This is a genomic window from Bradyrhizobium cajani, from assembly GCF_009759665.1.
Classification (GTDB): domain Bacteria; phylum Pseudomonadota; class Alphaproteobacteria; order Rhizobiales; family Xanthobacteraceae; genus Bradyrhizobium; species Bradyrhizobium cajani.
In genome coordinates this window covers 86,698-104,986 of sequence record NZ_WQNE01000028.1, presented here as the reverse complement: position 1 = coordinate 104,986, position 18,289 = coordinate 86,698, and the positions used below count along the sequence as shown (strand labels likewise).

Genomic DNA, 18,289 nt, shown 5'->3' with positions numbered 1-18,289 from the left:
GGGTTGGTCAACGGGCCAAATCGTGAAGAGACATAACCATTTGACGGGGATTTTACCAGTGCTAGCCTCGGCAGAGGGCCTTGTACACAGGCGATAGTCGCACGCAGTTTGGCCGCTCGATTTGCCCGGGATTATAGCCATGAATGTCCCGTCAATGCCCGCATCCCGCTCCGAGCCGGTGTCCGCCGAGGGCGTCGTCGCCGCCGGCGCCTATGTCGACGGCCGGCGCGTCGCCAATATCGCCATCAGCGAGGCCTCGAGCTGGCGGGCCAAGCCCGGCCACGTGGTCTGGATCGGCCTGCACGAGCCCGACATGGCGCTGCTCGGCGCGGTGCAGAAACAGTTCGACCTGCATGAGCTCGCGATCGAGGACGCCAACCACGCCCATCAGCGGCCCAAGATCGAGCAATATGGCGAGGCCCTGTTCATCGTCGCGCGAACCGCGCAACTGATCGAGGGCCGGATTGCCTTCGGCGAGACGCACATCTTCGTCGGCGACGGCTATCTGGTCTCGGTGCGCCACGGCGCTTCGACGTCCTACACGCCGGTGCGGGAGCGCTGCGAAAGCTGCCCGCGGGCGCTCGCGCGCGGCGAGGACTACATCCTCTACGCCATTCTCGATTTCATCGTCGACAACTACTCGCCCGTGCTCGAGAGCATTTCCGAGGAGGTCGAGGGCATCGAGGACGACGTGCTCTCCAAGCCGATCAGCAAGGCGCAGATCGAGCGGCTCTACATGCTGCGCCGCGACCTGCTGCGGCTCAGGACCGCGATCGGGCCACTGGTGGAGGTGTGCCGCCGGCTCGAGCATGACGAGTTGTCGATGGTGCGCGCGGCCATGCAGCCGCTGTTCCGCGACGTCACCGACCACGTCCGCAACATCCAGGAGCGCATCGACTCCATGCGCGAGGTGCTGGCCTTCGCGTTCGAGGCCAGCCTGCTGGTCGGCCAGGCGCAGGAAACGGCGGTGTCGAAGAAGCTCGCCTCCTGGCTCGCGATCATCGCGATCCCGACCGCGCTCGCCGGCATCTACGGCATGAACTTCAAGCACATGCCGGAGCTGGAGTGGGAGTACGGCTACTACCTGCTGCTCGGTGTGATGCTGACGGCGTGCGGCTCGCTGTACTGGCGTTTTCGCCGCGCCGGGTGGCTGTGAGCGAAAGTATCGGCCAGCAACGTCGTGACTGACCTTGCTAGACCCTCATGGTGAGGAGGCGCGCAAGCGCCGTCTCGAACCATGCAGGCCCGGCTCTTACACCTCGGCCTTCATCCTTCGAGACGCGCGCGAAGGGCGCGCTCCTCAGGATGAGGAGCAGCAGGTTCAGACGATCTCCACCCGATAATTCTCGATCACGGTGTTCGCCAGCAGCTTGTCGGCGGCTTCCTTCAACACCGCTTCCGCCTTGGTCTTGTCGCCGCCGGCGAGCTCGATGTCGAACACCTTGCCCTGGCGGACGCTGGCGACGCCATCGACGCCGAGCGACTTCAGCGCGCCCTCGATGGCCTTGCCCTGCGGATCGAGGATGCCCGTCTTCAGGGTAACGGTGACACGTGCCTTCACGTCAAAATCCTCTCAGCTCTTCACCAGCACCGGGCCGGAGCCCGCCGGACGCTCGTTCTCCATCAGGATGCCGAGGCGCTTGGCGACTTCGGTATAGGCCTCGAGCAGGCCGCCGAGATCGCGGCGGAAACGGTCCTTGTCGAGCTTCTCGTTCGACTTGATGTCCCACAGACGGCAGCTATCCGGCGAGATCTCGTCGGCGACGATGATGCGCATCATCTCGTTCTCGAACAGGCGCCCGCATTCCATCTTGAAGTCGACGAGGCGGATGCCGATGCCGAGGAAGAGGCCGGTGAGGAAGTCGTTGACGCGGATGGCGAGCGCCATGATGTCGTCGATCTCCTGCGGCGTCGCCCAGCCGAAGGCGGTGATGTGCTCTTCCGACACCATGGGGTCGTTGAGCTGGTCGTTCTTGTAGTAGAATTCGATGATCGAGCGGGGAAGCTGCGTGCCCTCCTCGATGCCGAGCCGCTGCGACAGCGAGCCGGCGGCGACATTCCGCACCACCACCTCGAGCGGCACGATCTCGACCTCGCGAATCAACTGCTCGCGCATGTTGAGGCGACGGATGAAATGGGTCGGCACCCCGATGTCGTTGAGGTGCTGAAACAGGTACTCCGAGATCCGGTTGTTGAGGACGCCCTTGCCCTCGATCACCTGATGCTTTTTCGCATTGAACGCGGTGGCGTCATCCTTGAAGTGCTGGATCAGGGTACCGGGCTCCGGGCCTTCGTAAAGAACCTTTGCCTTGCCTTCATAAATGCGACGCCGACGGCTCATGGGGATGTACCGTGTTTTGTTGAAATCCATGAATTTGGTGTGCTCCGGTTGATTAGGATTACGACCCACAGCGGAGCTGCCGTGAACGGCCCGGAACCCGTCTATAACCCTTGGAAACAGAACAGGAACCAAGCCTTCAGGCAACCTATCCGATTGGCTGTCCCAGCACAATCGATCCGGCCCGTCCGATGCTGACTTATACCGCCTTGCCTGCGGCTTAACGGCCCGTTGTTTTGACGATTCGTGCCCCCTATGTAGGCATGCAGCCGGGTCGCCGCAATGTGAGGCTCCCAGCTCCATCCAGCAGGGAATTGGAACAAAGGCATGAGCGAATTCAACAAGCGCCAGGAAGGTTTCGAGAAGAAGTTCGCCCTCGACGAGGAGCAGAAATTCAAGGCCGAGGCCCGCCGCAACCGACTGCTCGGCCTTTGGGCGGCCGAACAGCTCGGCATCACCGGTGACGCCGCCACGGCCTACGCCAAGGAAGTGGTCGCTGCCGATTTCGAGGAAGCGGGCGATGCCGACGTGCTGCGCAAGGTCACGGCCGATTTCGCCGCCAAGAACGTCGCCATCACCGAACAGGCGATTCGCGCCAAGATGAGCGAGCTGCTCGCGGTGGCAGCCGCCGAGGTGAAGTCGGGGAAATAGTCGTTTCAGGTGGGGCGCCGGCGAGCAATGATCTTGCCCGCCGGCGCTTTCTTTTTGGCACCCCGCGCGGTCGCGACGTCGCCTGCACCATAGTCGCGGCGAACAGTCTCGAGCAGGCGTTGGGCGGCGACGCTCAGAAAGCCGCCACGACGTCTCACCAGGACGATATCCTGGCTCGCCGCGAGGTCGCCGACCGCAATGGTCGAAATCGAGGCCGCGTGCAGCTCCTCGGCCACGTGGCTTCTCGCCAGCAATGCCAGGCCAAAGCCGGACTCCACCAGGCGCTTCTGGGCGGTCAGGCTGTCGACCGGCGTCCACTCGACCTCGCCAAGCCCTTGCGTGAGAAACAGCGCGAAGACGTGGGCTGCGGCGATCTCGTGGCCTCCGCGCATTTGGGGGAATGCGATCCAGCGTTCGCCGCGAAGCTCGGCAAGCCGCCTCACGCGCTTGCCCGCGAGAGCATGATCGGGCGCGCACACCACCTGCAATTTCTCGGTCAGCACCAGCTCGCAGTCGAGATCGCCGGAGCGGTCCGCATTGTAGCGCAAGCCGATCGTGGCGTCGCCGCGCCGGATGAGATCGCTGACCTCGGCGCTGGTCGCGGTCCGCAGGGCAAGCGTGACGCCGGGATTGTCTTTGGCGAACCGCTTCATGATCCCGGAGAGGCGGCCATCGGCCAGCGTGCCGGTCACGGCGAGCGAGACCGGCCCGGAATTCTGCTTGATCAGCGCGCGCATCGCCTGCTCCGCGTCCTGCGCCGCCGCGACGGCGTTCTCGGCGTAAGGGATCAGCACGCGCCCGGCCTCACTGAGCCGCGTGCGGCCAGCCACGCGCTCGAACAGCGGCACACCGAGCTCCTGCTCCAGCAATGCAATGCGGCGTGAAATCGCCGGTTGCGAGCGGTGCAGGAATTTTGCGGCATTCGAGATTCCGCCCTTGCGATGAACGACAAGGAAGGTGTTGAGGGCGTCGCTGTCCATTCCCGCATCTCATGCAAAAAGCTGATGATGTCCGAAAGAATAACAAATTTGGCGGATGGCGAAAATCCGCCTAAGGCTGCCCGGGCGGACAACACGGAGGCGAGCCATGACGAGCCAACTGGACAAGGCGACGGCGTTTCGCGCGCTGCACGAGCGACCCGGGGCCTTCATCATTCCCAATCCGTGGGACGCCGGTACGGCCAAGCTGCTCGCGGCGATGGGCTTCGAGGCCCTGGCGACCACGAGCCTCGGGGTGGCCAACATGCTCGGCAGCGGCGGCGTCAGTCTGGATGTCATCCTCGCCAACGCGCGCGCGATCGTCGAAGCCACCGAACTGCCGGTCAGCGTCGACCTCGAGAATTGCGGCGCGGATGAGCCGAAGCGCGCCGCAGAGGCTATTCAGCGTGCCGCCGAGGCTGGCGCCGTCGGGGGCTCGATCGAGGATTTCAGCGGTGACCGCGATCGCCCCATCTACGACTTTTCTCATGCCGTCGAGCGCGTTCAGGCCGCCGTCGAAGTGGCGCGCTCGCTGCCATTTCCGTTCACGCTGACGGCGCGGGCGGAGAACTTCCTGCACGGCCGCAAGGATATCGACGATACAATTCGCCGCCTGCAAGCCTTCGAGGCCGCAGGCGCCGACGTCCTGTATTCGCCGGGCCTGTACGATCTCGCCACGATCCGGACAGTCGTCTCCGCGCTCGGCAAGCCGTTCAACCACGTGATGGGCTTTGCCGACCCGACGCTGACAGCGGAGCAATTGTCCGCCGCCGGCGTCAAGCGCATCAGTGTCGGCGGAGCGATGTCGCGCTACGCGCTCGCCGCGTTCCTAAGCTGCGCACGCGAGATGAAGGACAAGGGATCCTTCACCTATGTTCGCGAGATGGCTCCAGTCGGCGAGCTGCGCGCCGCTTTCGCCGCGGTCAGCCCTCCCTAAAGCCGTATTCCGGCACGTTGCCGCTGGCCCCGTAGTATTTGTACGGCAGGAATTTGCCGCTCATGGTGATCTTGACGCGGTCGCCCTTCGGGTTGGCGACGCGCTCGATTCCCATGTCGAAGTCGATCGCCGACATGATGCCGTCGCCGAACTCCTCCTCGATCAGCGCCTTCCACGCCGGGCCGTTCACCATCACCATCTCGTAGAAGCGGTAGATCAGGGGATCGGTCGGCGGCATCGGCGTGCCGGTGCCGCGCATCGGCACTTCGTTGAGCATCGCGGTCTCCGCCTTCGACAGGCCGAACAGCTCGCCGGCATTGGCGGCCTGCGGTTTCGTCAGCTTCATCTGGCCCATGATCGCACCGACGATCAGCACCTCGGAATAGCCGCCGATCTTCTCGCAGATGTGCTTCCAGCTCCAGCCCTTCTCGCGCTTGATGTCGAGCAGCTTTTCGGTGAGGTCTTCGCGCTTCATTTTAGGCTCCTCTTCAGGCCGTTAGTCCGGGATTGGTCCCGGGTATCCGTGTCTGTCGTTGCTCGTCGCTCGCCGCGATCGTCAGCCCGGGCTTGCCGATCTGCACCACGGGCACGTTGCGCGGATCATGATCCGGCGTCTCGGCGGCGAAGGTCTTGCTGCGCGTCACCAGGAAATCGATGATGTGGTTGCGCAGCGCATAATATAGCGGATGGCGGTGCAGATCGGTGCGCCCGCGATCCCTGGGCAAGGGGTTCTCGACGACCTCCGCGAGCACCGCACCGGGGCCGTTGGTCATCAGGAAGATCTTGTCGGCGAGGTAGATCGCCTCGTCGACGTCATGGGTGATCATGAACGCGGTCTGCCCGGTTTCGAGGCAAATGCGCCGCACCTCGTCCTGGAGCGTGCCGCGCGTCAGCGCGTCCAGCGCGGAGAACGGCTCGTCCATCAGCATCATCTTCGGCGTGATCGAGAGCGCCCGCGCGATGCCGACGCGCTGCTTCATACCGCCCGAGAGTTCGGACGGTCGCTTGTGCTCCGAACCCGTCAGGCCGACGAGATCGATGAAGGTCTGCGCATGCGCCTTGACCCTGGCGCGGTCCCAGCTCCGCCATTTCGAGCTCACGGCATAGCCGACATTGCCGAGCACGGTGCGCCAGGGCAGCAGCGCGTGGCTCTGGAAGATCACGGCGCGGTCGAGGCTGGTGCCCGAGATCGCCTGCCCGTCGACGATGACGGCGCCCTCGCTCGGCGCATCGAGGCCGGCGAGGATGTTGAGCACCGTGGTCTTGCCGCAGCCGGAATGGCCGATCACGCAACAGAACTCGCCGCGGGCCATCGACAGCCACAGGTTCTCGAAGATGGTGGTCATGGCCCCACCGGCGCCCGGATAGCGCTTCGCGATGCCTTCGATCGAGACGAATTTGTCTGTCACTGGTGCTACTCCGGAAACGTGACCATGCGCGTGAAGCGCGCGAGGATCTGGTCGAGCAGCATGCCGACGATCCCGATCAGAAGGATCGCGATGATCACATTGGTGATCGAGAGGTTGTTCCACTCGTTCCAGACGAAATAGCCGATCCCGGTGCCGCCGACGAGCATCTCGGCCGCGACGATCACCAGCCAGGCAATGCCGATCGAGATGCGCATGCCGGTCAGGATCGTCGGCGCCGCCGCCGGGAGGATCACGGTGAAGGCGCGCCTGAGCGTGCCGACCTCGAGCGTCCGCGCCACGTTGATCCACTCCTTGCGCACGGTCGCGACGCCAAAGACGGTGTTGAGCAGCATCGGCCAGATCGAGCAGATGAAGATCACGAAGATCGCAGAGATCGAGGAATCCTTGATGGTGTAGAGCGCCAGCGGCATCCAGGCCAGCGGCGAGATCGGCTTCAGCACCTGGATGAAGGGATCGAGCGCCTTGCTCAGCAGCGGCGACATCCCGATCAGGAAGCCGAGCGGGATCGCGACTAGCACGGCGAGCAGATAGCCGGTGCCGACGCGCGCGATGGAATAGGCGAGCTGGATGCCGAGCCCCTTGTCGTTCGGCCCGTTGTCGTAGAACGGCCGCCTCAAGTGCTCCCAGAGCTTTGCCCCGACGTCGAGCGGACCGGGCATCGCGGACTTTCCTTGCGTCGCCGTCAGGCCCATCAGCTTGGCGTATTCCGGGCTCATCGCTGCGGTGGCACCAGTCGTGCGCGTGGCGAGATGCCAGATGCCGAGGAAAGCCGCGAGCAGCACGATCGAGACGAGACCGGCGCGAAGGCGGAGGGAGGTGCTCATTTTGCAAGCCCTCCCCGCACGTCGTCCCGGCGAACGCCGGGACCCATAACCCCAGGGAGAAGTTTGACGAAGACTCGTCGTTCGGCAGTCCTACCGATCGCGATCGATAGATCACGCGGTATGGGTCGCGGCGCCCGTGCGCAGTGCGCACTAGGCCGGGACGACGACGGCGAGAGAGGCGCCATCACGACGCCTTCCTGATCTTGAAGCTCGCCACATAGTCCTCCGCCTTGGCCGGATCGAAAGTCTTGCCCATCACGGCGAACGATTTGTAGGCGCTCGCCGGCGGCGACAGCCCCATCTCGGTCATCAGCTTCTTGGTGTCGGTCGCCAGATACACCTGCTCGGCGACGGCCTTGTAGTCCACATCGCCCTTGATCTGGCCCCAGCGCTTCATCTGCGTCAGCATCCAGACCGCGAAGGACTGCCAGGGGAACGGGTCGAAATCGACCCGCTTGGCATCGGTCTTCACGCCACCGAGGCCGTCAGCGTAAGTGCCGGTCAGGACCTGCTCCAGCACCGTCACCGGCGCGTTGATGTAGTTGGCAGGTGCGATCGCTTCCGCGATCTGCTTGCGGTTCTCCGCCTTCGACGCGTAGGCCGTCGCATCGACGATCGCGCGCGTCAGCGCCGCAAAACTGTTCGGTGCCGTGGTGATGAATTCGCGGCTGGCGGCAAAGCTGCAGCAGGGATGGCCGTCCCAGATCTCCTTCGACAGCAGATGCATGAAGCCGACGCCGTCATAGATCGCGCGCTGGCAGATGTTGTCCGGCGCGAGGAAGCCGTCGATGTTGTCGGCGCGCAGGTTGGCGACCATCTCCGGCGGCGGCACCGAGCGCAGCTGCACGTCGGTGTCGGGGTCGAGACCGTGCTCGGCGAGATAGTAGCGCAAGAGGTAGTTGTGCATGGAGTAGTCGAAGGGGATGGCGAACTTCATGCCTTTCCAGTCCTTCGGGTCGCGCTTGTCCTTGTGCTTGGTCGCCAGCACGATGCCCTGCCCGTTGATGTTCTCGATCGCGGGAACGGCGAAAGGAATGGCATTGGCCCCGAGGCCCAGCGAGATCGCGATCGGCATCGGCGCCAGCATGTGCGCGGCGTCGTATTCCTTGTTGATGGTCTTGTCGCGGATCACCGCCCAGCCGGCGGTCTTGACCACTTCGACGTTGAGGCCGTGCTTGGCATAGAAGCCGAGCGGCGCCGCCATGATGATCGGCGTCGCGCAGGTGATGGGGATGAAGCCGACCTTGAGGTCCTTCTTCTCGGGCGTGCCGGCCTGCGCGAAGACTTCGGTCGCGGTCTGAAGCGGAAAGAATTGCGACAGCGCCGCAAGCGCGGTGGACGCACCGACCGATTTCAGGAAGGCGCGCCGCGCCACATCCTGCGGAAACATCGCGCGCATAACGGCGGAAGCGACGACGCCCTCGTAACGCTTCTCCTCGCTCTCGACCGGCTCGCAGCTCAGCGCTGCGGTTGCCTGCTCGTGTTCGGCCACTGAGCGATGCTGGCCGCATGCGCAGCCGTCGCGGAGGTTGCGGTTGGGATCAAACGGATTGTCGAACGTGGACATCGAACCTCCTGCGCGTCGTTGCAAGGAGGAATTACGCAAGGAGCATGCCACCCCCTTCGTACAGGCCACTGCCTTGATGACGCGGGGATTTCCCTCGCGCTTGGTCGCTACGAAAACTCGTGTTATACGAAACTTCGTAATCGAATAACGAGATTTCGTAATGGCAACGATGCCGGCGCTTGGCGCTGACGACGCGGTTCAAAACCTCGACCTGCATGCCGCAGCTTTCGAATCCGCGATCGAGGCGACGCTGCTGGTCGATCCCTATGGTGACCAGATTGTCGACGCCAATCCCGCCGCCTGCGCCCTGCTCGGCTACGACCGCGCGCTGCTGCGGCAGACCCGGGCCAGCACCCTTCACGCCGGCCAGCTCCCGGCCCTGACCGTGTTCACCCAGGCCGTGCTGCACAAGGGCGCCTACTGGACCACGGCGCTCACCCCCCGTCACGCCACCGGCCAGAACCTCAGGCTCGAATATGCCGGCTGCCTGCTGCCGCATGATGGCCGCACCCTGGTGCTGCTCACGCTGACCGATCTCGACGCGCGCCGCCGCCGCAATGTCGATGCCGCCGCCGAAGACCACATGCGCAGCGGCATCTCGACCTGGCAGCGGGTCGAGCGCGTGTTCCAGGACATCGAGCGCGAGAACCAGTTGATCCTGCGCGCCGCCGGCGAAGGCATCTATGGCGTCAATGCCGAGGGCAAGACCACGTTCGTGAACCCGGCGGCCGAACGCATGCTGGGCTGGACCGCCGAGGAGCTGGTGGGCAAGGAGATCCACCCGATCGTCCATCACACCCATCACGACGGCCGGCACTATCACAACCATGACTGCCCGATCTACGCGGCATTCCGCGACGGCGCCGTGCATCAGGTCGACGGCGAGGTGTTCTGGCGCAAGGACGGCTCGCCGGCCTGGGTCGAATACACCTCGACGCCGATCCGCGACCGCGGCGTCGTGGTCGGCGCCGTCGTGGTGTTTCGCGACGTCAGTCAGCGGCGCGAGGCCGACGAGAAGCTGCATGCCGCGCTCGCCGAGGTCGACCGCCTGCGCGAGCGGCTCGAGCTGGAGAACGCCTATCTCCAGGAGGAAATCCGCATCGAGACCAATCCGCGCGGCATCATCGGCGGAAGCGAGGCGATCCAGAAGACGCTGCGTCAGGTCAAGCTGGTGGCGCCGACCACCGCGGCGGTGATGATCACCGGGGAATCCGGCACCGGTAAGGAGCTGATCGCGCGCGCCATCCACGAGGATTCCACCCGCAGCGACCGGCCGCTGATCCGCGTCAACTGCGCGGCGATCCCGCGCGAATTGTTCGAGAGCGAGTTCTTCGGCCATGTTCGCGGCGCCTTCACTGGCGCAACGCGCGACCGCATCGGCCGCTTCGAGCTCGCCGACGGCGGCACGCTGTTCCTCGACGAGGTCGGCGAGATCCCGCTCGAGCTCCAGGGCAAGCTGCTGCGCGTGTTGCAGGAGGGCAATTTCGAGCGCGTCGGCCAGGAGCGCACGCGCGCCGTCGACGTCCGCGTCATCGCCGCAACCAACCGCGATCTCAAGCAGGAGGTGCAGCGCGGCCGTTTTCGCGAGGACCTCTATTTCCGCCTCAACGTGTTCCCGATCGAGACGGTGCCGTTGCGCGAACGGCGCGAGGACATTCCCCTGCTCGCCCAGCATTTCCTGACGCGCGAGAGCAAGGCGCTGAAATCGAATCTGCGCCTGTCGGAAGGCGACGCGCGGCGGCTCACCCGCTATGACTGGCCCGGCAATGTCCGCGAATTGCAGAACGTGATCGAGCGCGCCGCGATCCTGTCGCAGAACGGCCGCTTGCGGATCGATCTGCCGGATTCCGCCGGCGCGCAGCCCACGATCGGCGCTTCACGCCAGAAGGCCGATGCACGGCCGCCGGTCATGACGTCGTCCGAAATGCGCGACCACGAGCGCGCCAACATCCTCGCCGCGTTAGAGGCCTGCGCGGGGAAAGTGTTCGGCCCCGGCGGCGCGGCGGAGATGCTGGATATCAAGCCGACCACGCTGGCCTCGCGGATCAAGACGCTCGGGATCGCGCCTCGTCCGCGGGCGGCCCATCCTTCGAGACGCCCGCCTTGGGCGGGCTCCTCAGGATGAGGACGGAGTACGCGGCACCGGATTCAACAGGCACCGATGCCGCTTAGCCTCATCCTGAGGAGACCGCGAGCGGTCGTCTCGAAGGACGAGGCGCGCGCTCACGCCGCCTTGGTCGTAACGTCAGAGGCAATCGGAAGCCCCTGCTCGATCGGCAGCGAGGGATCGCGCGACCATTCGTTCCAGGAACCGAAATACATCCGCACGTCCTTCACGCCGGCATTCTTCAGCGCCAGGAAGGTGTTCGAGGCGCGCGCGCCCTTGAAGCAGTAGAGATAGACGGGCGTCGTCTGCGAGATGCCGACGGTGGCGCATTCCGCCAGGATCTCGTCCTTGGACTTGAAGCGCGGGCCTTCGGCCGTCGGCTTCATCATGCGGTACCATTCCAGCCAGACAGCGCCGGGGATGCGGCCCTTGCGCGGGCAGAAATCCTTGCCGTACGGAGACGAGCTGTCGCCGATCCATTCGTCGACGTCGCGCACGTCGAGGATGGCAATGCCGGGCTTGCCGACGGCGGCGAGCATGGTCTTGGCGTCGATCAGGATCTCGCCCGCCTCCGGCACGATCGCGAACGAGGCCTTTGCCGGCGCCGGCCCGTCCTTCGTCACCGGGAAGCCCGCAGCCGACCAGGCATCGAAGCCGCCATGCAGCACCTTGACCTTGGGATAGCCGAGCATGGTGAGCAGATAGTAGCCGCGGCAGGACTGCCCGAAGCCGGAATTCATCGACTGCTCGTAGATCACCGCCGTCTCCTTGCCGGAAAGACCGGCGGCGCCGAAGGCGTCGGCGAACTTGGTCTTCAGCTCGCTGATGCCTTCCGGCGTCGAGGTCGCGAGAAACGTGAAGATCTCATGCACGTTGACGGCATTGGGCAGGTGCCCGGCGGCGTAGGCATCGGGATTGCGGGTGTCGATGACGACACAAGGTTCGAGCTTCAAGAGATCGGCGAGTTCGACGGCAGTGATCAGAACGTCAGTCATGGCAGCCTCTCCGTTGAGGTGGGTGGTCTTCGGGTGGACTCGCAAAATCAGGAATCGGCGAGCATCTTGCGCAGCTGCTTGGTGGCAGGCGTGATGATCGCGACGAAATAGGCCTCGCGCAGGCGCCGCTGCGCGCGGTGGCTCTTGAGGTAGCCGCGCGCGCCACAATGCAGCATCGCCGCATGCGCCGCCGCAACGCTGGCCTCGCCGGCGCGAAGGCGCAGCGCAATCACCTTGCGCCAGTAGGTCTCCTCCTCGTTGTAGGGATCGCGCGCCAGCGTCTTGGTCTCGGCCTCGAGCTCGGCGGCGAGATCGCGGAAGTGCACCGGCTGCTGCGGCAGATAGCGGTTGATGTGGCCGAGCGAGCCGTCGACCTCGTTCATGATGGCGATGCAGTCCCGGATCACGCCGAGCGCCATGCCGGCCTGGAGCAGGATGAAGCCGGCGCGGATCTTCTTGACGAAGGGCCCGGCGGGATCGGCGAGGATCAGCTCATCCGGCACGAAGGCGTCGCGGAACTGCACGCCATAGGTGCCGGTGCCGTCCATCGCGAGGAACGGCTTGCACGGCGTCAGCGTGATCGCGGGGTCGGAGCAGTCGGCGAGGAACATGACAGTGCCGGGCTCGTCCTCGCGCTCGAAGATGGTGCCGAAATAATGGTCGGGGCCGAGATTGGAGACCCAGGGCAGCGCACCGCGGACGATGTAGCCGCCCTCGACCTTGCGCCCCTTCAGCTTCAGTTTCTCGATGCCGAAAAAGCTCTTCATCGGGTTGGAAAGCCCGGTGCCGCCGAGCACACGGCCGGTCGAGAAGGCATCGCCGAAGCGCTTGGCCAGCTTCAGATTGGTCGAGTTGGCGGCGTACCAGACCAGCGTGTTCTGGCACCAGGCCATGAAGGCCGTAGCCCCACAAACTTCGCCGATCGCCGCCATCGCCTCGATGGCGCAGCGCAGGTCCGCGGGACCTTCGTGGGGCACGTGACTGCCCCAGGCGCCGACCTCGCCGAACCTGCGCAGCACCTCGGCCGGATAGACTGTGCCGGCATCGATGCCGGACGCGAGCGGCGCGAGCTGCTCGCGTGCAATCCGCGCCACCTCGCCGGCGATGGACGGTGCGGGCTGATCCAAAACTTCGGCCCGCGATAAAGCCAGTGAACCCATGATCGTCTCCCGCACCTTGTCCTGGTTGCTATCAGCTAGATGCCGACCTCGAGATTGACCGGGCGGGTGAAGGTGTTGGCGACCGGCGACCATTTCTTCACATGGGCGACCAGCGCGTTGATCTCGTCGGGCGAGATGCCCTCGCATTCCATGTCGACCTTGACGCGGACATCGGTGAAACCGACCGGCTTGTCGGAGGTGTCGCCGGTGCCCCAGACTGCGGTGATGTTGAGGTCGCCTTCGAGCTCGAGCTCGAGCTTGTTGACGATCCAGCCGCGATGCACGGCGTTGGCGTGCAGACCGACCGCGAGGCAGGAGCCGAGCGCGGCGAGCGAGGCTTCCGAGGGATTGGGCGCGGTGTCGTCGCCCAGAAGCCCCGGCGGTTCGTCGACGATATAGGGCGGCAGATTGCGGATGTAGTTGGCGTGACGGAACTTGCCCTCCGCAACCGTCTTGCATTTCAAGGTCTTGACGACCTTCGGATTGGCCTTGCCGCTCGCGATCAGCTGCTCGAGCCCATTCTTGTCGATGGGCGCAAGGCACCCCGTCAGCACTGTCTTTTGAACGACGGCAGTCATCATCTTCTCCCTGGCAGAAGTGGAAATCGGCAGGATACCGAACGGTCTGTTTCCTTGCATGGAGCGTGCCAGAGGCGGCCGAAAACAAAATGCGAAGCATTGGAGCGGCTTAACGATCCCTGCCTGCAGATTGATCAGCCACCCTTTGCTCAAAGGCGATGCAGATGCGCTTTGCCTTGCGAATCTTTTCAGCGCAGAACAGATGCGGCTTGCTGATGCGGCGCGGCTGCGATTAAGTTGCAGCTCATGGCAAAAGCTTCATCGAAGAAGACTGCAAGCGCGCCGCATTCGGGCGCAGGCGAAGACGAGTCCGCACGCGGGCGCCTCCTCAGCGCCGCGACGCATCTGTTCTGCAAGAACGGCATCAACGCCACTGGCATCGATGCGATCATCGAGGAAGCCGGCACCGCGAAGACCACGCTTTACAAATTGTTCGGCTCCAAGACCAATCTCGTCAACGCGGTGCTGGAGAGCGAAGGCAGGCAGTGGCGCGAATGGTTCATCGGCGCCATGGAGGAAGGCGGCGGCGACGCGCAGACGAAACTGGCGCGCATCTTCCCGGCGCTGAAGAGCTGGTTCGCGGAAGAGCGCTTCTACGGCTGTCCCTTCATCAATGCGGTCGGCGAGCATGACAAGGACGCCAAGCAGTTCCGCAACATCGCGTTGAAGCACAAGAAGATCGTGCTCGGCCACATCGAGAAGCTCGCCGGCGAGCTCGGCTCGACCGAGCCCACCGTGCTCGCGCACCAGCTCGGCCTCATCATCGATGGTGCGATCGTCGCTGCGATGATCTCGCGCGATCCGGGCGTGGCAGATACAGCAGCGCTCACGGCCGGTCCCCTGCTCGGCCAGGCGAAAGCGAAGAAGAAGCGCGCGGCGGATCAGTTGGAGGCGGTCTAGTCGCTACGGCGGCGTAGTCCGCATGAGCGAAGCGACATGCGGGACCTTCCCCGGATATCGCTTCGCTCATCCAGGCTACGGGACCGGGCCCTACCGCCTCGCCCTCGCGTCATTCGGCAGCGCATCGATGAATCGCCTGATCGCGTCCAGCACGGGCTGCTGATCGCCGGCAAAGAACCAGTGATCCCCGCCATCGAGCTCGATGAACTCTGCGCCGGAGATCCGGTTCGCCACATCGCGACCGGCCGCGATCCGCACCGCCTGGTCGTCCCGCCGGTGCAGTACCAGCGTCGGCACGGCAATTTGCGGCAGGAGGTGCCGCACGTCGGCGTCGCGAAACGCCTCGAGCACGGCCGAGATGCCGCCCGGACTAGATGCAGCGCGCAACAAGCCAGCCCACCACGCGCGCGCCTGGGGATCTCCGGCAAGACTCGGCGCGAAGGCTTCGATGCCGGCCGGGCCGCCCCATTGCGCGACGAGCTGCTGGCGCCAGGCATCGTACTGGCTGGCGCGCAGCGCGTGCGGATAGTCCTGTGACCAGCAGCCCCTGGCCAGCGCGCCGAACAGGATGAGGCCGGCCACGCGGCGCGGCTCATCGACCGCAAATTTGATGCAGGCCGGCCCGCACTCGGATGCGCCGAACAGCACGACGCGACGCGCATCAGCCGCCCGCAGCACCGTGCCGATATCCTCCGCGGTGACGTCGATGCCGGGAGCCGATCCGACCCGGTCGGACAGCCCGATACCGCGACGATCGAAGACGATGAGACGCCCAAGCTTCATCAATGACGCCAGAAACGCCCGGCTCGCGGGATGTTCCCAGACGCGCTCCACATGCGACACGAAGCCGGGCATGAGCAGGATATCGAGCGGGCCGCTTCCGTAGGTCTGATACGCCAGATGCACGCCGGCACCCTTCACGTAGCGTGTCGTCGGAACCGCGAGCGGCGCCGCCGCGGGGTTCATGAGCGCCTCGGTCTCGGCTTCCGGCGCCACGCCAAGCTCGTCGCGCAGCCGCTGCGTCAGCGCCGCGTGGTGCCGTTCCGCCGCGCTTCGGTCGCCCGCCAGCAGCAGGCTGCGGATCAGATGCCGGCCGTAAACCTCGCTCAGGGGATCGAGCTCGACCAGGCGTCCCGCATGCGCACTCGCGGCAGAATGCTCGCCGGCGGCATTCTTGTCCTGCACCAGACGCTCCAGCGCATGCATCAGCCGTCCTCGCAACGCCTCGCGGCGAAAGAATGCCCAATCGTCGAATTCGGGACAATCGTCCAGAGCCAGGCCCGCGAGAAAATCGCCCCGATAAATCGAACAGGCTTGCTCGAAGGCGCCGCGGTCACACGCATTCTCGAACAGATGCGTATCGAGCTTCAGCTCGATTTCCGCAGACCACCGCACGCTGCTGCGGTCGGCCTCGAACACCGGCTCGCCAAACGCGAGCTCGATGCGATGAAGCAGACGACGCAATCGCGCAAGGCCGGTCTCGCGCGGAGTTTCGGACCAAAGCAGCGTCGCGAGGACGTCCCGCGCGACAGCCCCTTTGGCCTCCGCGAGATATATCAACAGCGCGAGACCCTTGCGCAGGTTCAGCTTGATCGCGCGGCCGTCAACGTGGATTTCCGGAAATCCGAGCGCGTGAAGCGAGAGGGCCGTCATCGAACTCCTCCTTTTCTGGGGAGGAGCCATGATGATGGTGAGCCCGTCGAAGGTGCTCGGCCTGCATGGTTCGAGACGCCCGCTTTGGCGGGCTCCTCACCATGAGGGTTTGATATCTCACCGGGAAACCTGACCTCATCCTGAGGGCCCGCCATAGGCGGGCGTCTCGAAGGATGGCCGCGGGCGTGCTTGCCCGCCAAGCTCTTCTTCATTTGCGATGCCCTACTGCCGAGGGACGCACAGGGGACGGTGCGACGATAGGTATGAGCCGGATCGAGCCCGCTCGCGAGCGAAGGGTTGGTTCTTGCATGCGGCGCCATTTGCGCCTGCATATTAAGGGAAAACATCCATGTCCGCATCTCCGCTGCCGCGCATTTTCGCTCTTCGCAAATCGGGAGCGCCACGATGAGAGCGGTGGTCTGCAATTCTTTCACCGGACCCGGCGATTTGCGCCTCGGTGAGATCGACGAGCCGAAACCGGCCGCCGACGAGATTCTCATCGACGTCCACGCGGCGTCCGTGAGCTTCATGGATCAGTTGCTGGTCTCGGGTCTCTACCAGATGCGGCCTCGGACGCCGTTCGTGCCCGGCACGGAAGCATCCGGTGTCGTCGTCGCAGTCGGCGACAAGGTGACGAGATTCGCAGCCGGCGATCGCGTGGCATGCAGCAGCTGGACCGGCAGCTACGCCGAACGGATGACGGCGAAGGAATCGAAGAGCGTGCTCCTGCCCGATAGCCTCACATTCGAAACAGCGGCAACGGTGCTGCACAATTATGGCACGGCCTATTATGCACTGGTCGAGCGGGCCCAGGCGAAGCGCGGCGAGACCGTGTTCATCACCGGCGCGGCCGGCGGCGTTGGACTTGCCGCCGTCGACCTCGGCCGCCATCTCGGCCTGCGCGTCATCGCCGGGATCGGCGCCGACGACAAGGCCGCCCTGGTGCGCCGCTACGGGGCGAGCGACGTCATCAACTATCGCAGCGAAGATCTGCGCGACCGGATCAAGTCGATCACCGGCGGGGACGGCATCGATGTCGGCTTCGACAATGTCGGCGGCATGATTTTCGAGCAGATGGCTCGGTTGATGGCGTGGGGCGGACGGCTGATGCCGATTGGTTTCACCGGCGGCGATATTCCACAGGTTCCAATGAACCTCCCGCTGCTGAAGAATTATTCCATCGTCGGCGTCTTTGCCGGTGCCTGGGCGGAAAAATTCTCCGTGGAGGCCGCGCGCATGAACGACACGCTGGTGCAACTGCTGGCCGACGATAAAATCTGCCCGCACATCGATCGCATCCTCCCTTTGGAGGAGATCGGCGACGCCATGCGCGCCATCGCCAATCGCACGGTTCAGGGCAGAATTGTCCTCAAGATCAGGTAAGGTGCACCAACGGCGAGGAGAGAACCGATGACAGAGATCATCATCGACAAGCGCTATTGCGGTCCTCCGAACTCCGGCAACGGCGGCTATGTCTGCGGCCGCCTGGCCCGGCACATTCCCGGCGGCGCCGAGGTGACGCTGCGCGCGCCGCCTCCGCTGGACAAGCCGCTCGACGCGATCGCGACCGACGACGGCACATGGGAGCTTCGCGACGGCGCCACGCTCCTCGCGACCGCGCGAGCGGCCCATGTCGAGCTTGCACGTCTGGAGACAGCCAGCTTCGAAGCGGCCTGCGCCGCCGAATTGCTGACGCCGGTCAAGCCGCACGAGCATCCCCTGCCGGCCTGCTTCGTATGCGGTCCCGCGCGGGCGAAAGGCGACGGCCTGCGCATCTTCGCCGGACCGCTCGAACGTCGTTCGCAAAGCCCCGTTCTCGCAGCGAGCTGGACGCCGGATCCGAATCTCGCCGCTGAGGATGGCCTGGTCGCCCCCGAATTTCTCTGGTCGGCGCTCGATTGTCCGACCGGCTATGCCTGCAATTACGACCAGCAGAACGGCAGTTCCGACTGGGCACCGATTCTGCTCGGACGGATGTCCGCACGGATCGAGGCACGGCCTCGCCCCGGCGAACGCTGTGTCGTCACGACCTGGCCAATCGGCCGCGACGGCCGCAAGCGCACGGCCGAGGCTGCGCTCCACGATGAAGCCGGTAGCTTGCTGGCGGTGGCGAGGACGACATGGATCGTGGTCGACCCCGACGTGCTGCTCGGACGGGGTTGATACAAGCGC

General features: G+C 64.9%; 18 protein-coding genes. 7 read left to right on the top strand and 11 right to left on the bottom strand.

What is annotated here, in order from left to right:
- The first annotated feature begins 139 nt into the window (after positions 1-139).
- On the top strand, positions 140-1,156 hold the full coding sequence (locus tag GPL20_RS28165) for a magnesium and cobalt transport protein CorA (protein WP_157333776.1): 1,017 nt from the start codon (positions 140-142) through the stop codon (positions 1,154-1,156).
- A gap of 165 nt (positions 1,157-1,321) precedes the next feature.
- Here the strand turns inward: GPL20_RS28165 and purS are convergent, their stop codons facing one another.
- Together purS and purC are read right to left on the bottom strand one after the other, a co-directional pair.
- Complete coding sequence (purS, locus tag GPL20_RS28160; RefSeq protein WP_254125948.1) at positions 1,322-1,561, bottom strand: phosphoribosylformylglycinamidine synthase subunit PurS; 240 nt, start codon at positions 1,559-1,561, stop codon at positions 1,322-1,324.
- 12 nt (positions 1,562-1,573) lie between these two features.
- The gene (gene purC / locus GPL20_RS28155) at positions 1,574-2,341 is read right to left on the bottom strand and encodes a phosphoribosylaminoimidazolesuccinocarboxamide synthase (protein WP_008974302.1); all 768 of its coding nucleotides are present in this window, start codon (positions 2,339-2,341) and stop codon (positions 1,574-1,576) included.
- Between the two features lie 324 nt (positions 2,342-2,665).
- On the opposite strand from purC, the gene GPL20_RS28150 reads away from it, so the two are divergent.
- The gene (locus GPL20_RS28150) at positions 2,666-2,989 is read left to right on the top strand and encodes a DUF1476 domain-containing protein (RefSeq protein ID WP_157333774.1); all 324 of its coding nucleotides are present in this window, start codon (positions 2,666-2,668) and stop codon (positions 2,987-2,989) included.
- Between the two features lie 5 nt (positions 2,990-2,994).
- Here the strand turns inward: GPL20_RS28150 and GPL20_RS28145 are convergent, their stop codons facing one another.
- Positions 2,995-3,969 carry a LysR family transcriptional regulator gene (locus tag GPL20_RS28145; protein ID WP_157333772.1) on the bottom strand — a complete coding sequence of 325 codons (975 nt, stop codon included), beginning with the start codon at positions 3,967-3,969 and terminating at the stop codon, positions 2,995-2,997.
- Positions 3,970-4,075: 106 nt separating this feature from the next.
- Between GPL20_RS28145 and GPL20_RS28140 the strand changes: the two genes are divergently transcribed.
- Positions 4,076-4,903, top strand: coding sequence for an isocitrate lyase/PEP mutase family protein (locus GPL20_RS28140; RefSeq protein WP_157333770.1), 828 nt, complete (start codon positions 4,076-4,078; stop codon positions 4,901-4,903).
- On the opposite strand, the gene cynS is transcribed toward GPL20_RS28140, so the two are convergent.
- The 4 genes from cynS to GPL20_RS28120 all read right to left on the bottom strand — a co-directional run bounded on the left by cynS (position 4,890) and on the right by GPL20_RS28120 (position 8,724).
- Complete coding sequence (gene cynS / locus GPL20_RS28135) at positions 4,890-5,378, bottom strand: cyanase (RefSeq protein WP_157333768.1); 489 nt, start codon at positions 5,376-5,378, stop codon at positions 4,890-4,892. The genes GPL20_RS28140 and cynS overlap by 14 nt on opposite strands.
- Before the next feature lie 13 nt (positions 5,379-5,391).
- Positions 5,392-6,312 carry an ABC transporter ATP-binding protein gene (locus GPL20_RS28130; RefSeq protein WP_254125950.1) on the bottom strand — a complete coding sequence of 307 codons (921 nt, stop codon included), beginning with the start codon at positions 6,310-6,312 and terminating at the stop codon, positions 5,392-5,394.
- A 5-nt stretch (positions 6,313-6,317) separates the two neighbouring features.
- On the bottom strand, positions 6,318-7,157 hold the full coding sequence (ntrB, locus tag GPL20_RS28125; protein WP_157333766.1) for a nitrate ABC transporter permease: 840 nt from the start codon (positions 7,155-7,157) through the stop codon (positions 6,318-6,320).
- A 184-nt stretch (positions 7,158-7,341) separates the two neighbouring features.
- Positions 7,342-8,724 carry a CmpA/NrtA family ABC transporter substrate-binding protein gene (locus GPL20_RS28120; protein WP_157333764.1) on the bottom strand — a complete coding sequence of 461 codons (1,383 nt, stop codon included), beginning with the start codon at positions 8,722-8,724 and terminating at the stop codon, positions 7,342-7,344.
- Between the two features lie 160 nt (positions 8,725-8,884).
- On the opposite strand from GPL20_RS28120, the gene GPL20_RS28115 reads away from it, so the two are divergent.
- Positions 8,885-10,849 carry a sigma 54-interacting transcriptional regulator gene (locus GPL20_RS28115; protein ID WP_157333762.1) on the top strand — a complete coding sequence of 655 codons (1,965 nt, stop codon included), beginning with the start codon at positions 8,885-8,887 and terminating at the stop codon, positions 10,847-10,849.
- A gap of 98 nt (positions 10,850-10,947) precedes the next feature.
- On the opposite strand, the gene GPL20_RS28110 is transcribed toward GPL20_RS28115, so the two are convergent.
- The 3 genes from GPL20_RS28110 to GPL20_RS28100 are packed head-to-tail and all read right to left on the bottom strand — an operon-like array spanning position 10,948 to position 13,564.
- Positions 10,948-11,826 carry a sulfurtransferase gene (locus GPL20_RS28110; protein WP_157333760.1) on the bottom strand — a complete coding sequence of 293 codons (879 nt, stop codon included), beginning with the start codon at positions 11,824-11,826 and terminating at the stop codon, positions 10,948-10,950.
- Positions 11,827-11,873: 47 nt separating this feature from the next.
- Positions 11,874-12,986, bottom strand: a complete 1,113-nt coding sequence (locus GPL20_RS28105) for an acyl-CoA dehydrogenase family protein (protein WP_157333758.1) — start codon at positions 12,984-12,986, stop codon at positions 11,874-11,876.
- A 35-nt stretch (positions 12,987-13,021) separates the two neighbouring features.
- Positions 13,022-13,564 (bottom strand): OsmC family protein, encoded by a 543-nt coding sequence (locus GPL20_RS28100; protein ID WP_157333756.1) that lies wholly within the window; start codon positions 13,562-13,564, stop codon positions 13,022-13,024.
- A 246-nt stretch (positions 13,565-13,810) separates the two neighbouring features.
- Here GPL20_RS28100 and GPL20_RS28095 point away from each other — a divergent pair, with 246 nt between their 5' ends.
- Entirely contained in the window at positions 13,811-14,464 is a 654-nt protein-coding gene (locus tag GPL20_RS28095; protein ID WP_157333754.1) for a TetR/AcrR family transcriptional regulator, read from the top strand.
- Between the two features lie 90 nt (positions 14,465-14,554).
- On the opposite strand, the gene GPL20_RS28090 is transcribed toward GPL20_RS28095, so the two are convergent.
- Entirely contained in the window at positions 14,555-16,117 is a 1,563-nt protein-coding gene (locus GPL20_RS28090) for a bifunctional AfsR/SARP family transcriptional regulator/alpha/beta hydrolase (RefSeq protein ID WP_157333752.1), read from the bottom strand.
- Between the two features lie 405 nt (positions 16,118-16,522).
- On the opposite strand from GPL20_RS28090, the gene GPL20_RS28085 reads away from it, so the two are divergent.
- Positions 16,523-17,500 carry an NADPH:quinone oxidoreductase family protein gene (locus GPL20_RS28085; RefSeq protein WP_157333749.1) on the top strand — a complete coding sequence of 326 codons (978 nt, stop codon included), beginning with the start codon at positions 16,523-16,525 and terminating at the stop codon, positions 17,498-17,500.
- A 27-nt stretch (positions 17,501-17,527) separates the two neighbouring features.
- The gene (locus GPL20_RS28080) at positions 17,528-18,280 is read left to right on the top strand and encodes a hotdog family protein (RefSeq protein ID WP_157333747.1); all 753 of its coding nucleotides are present in this window, start codon (positions 17,528-17,530) and stop codon (positions 18,278-18,280) included.
- Positions 18,281-18,289: the final 9 nt, after the last annotated feature.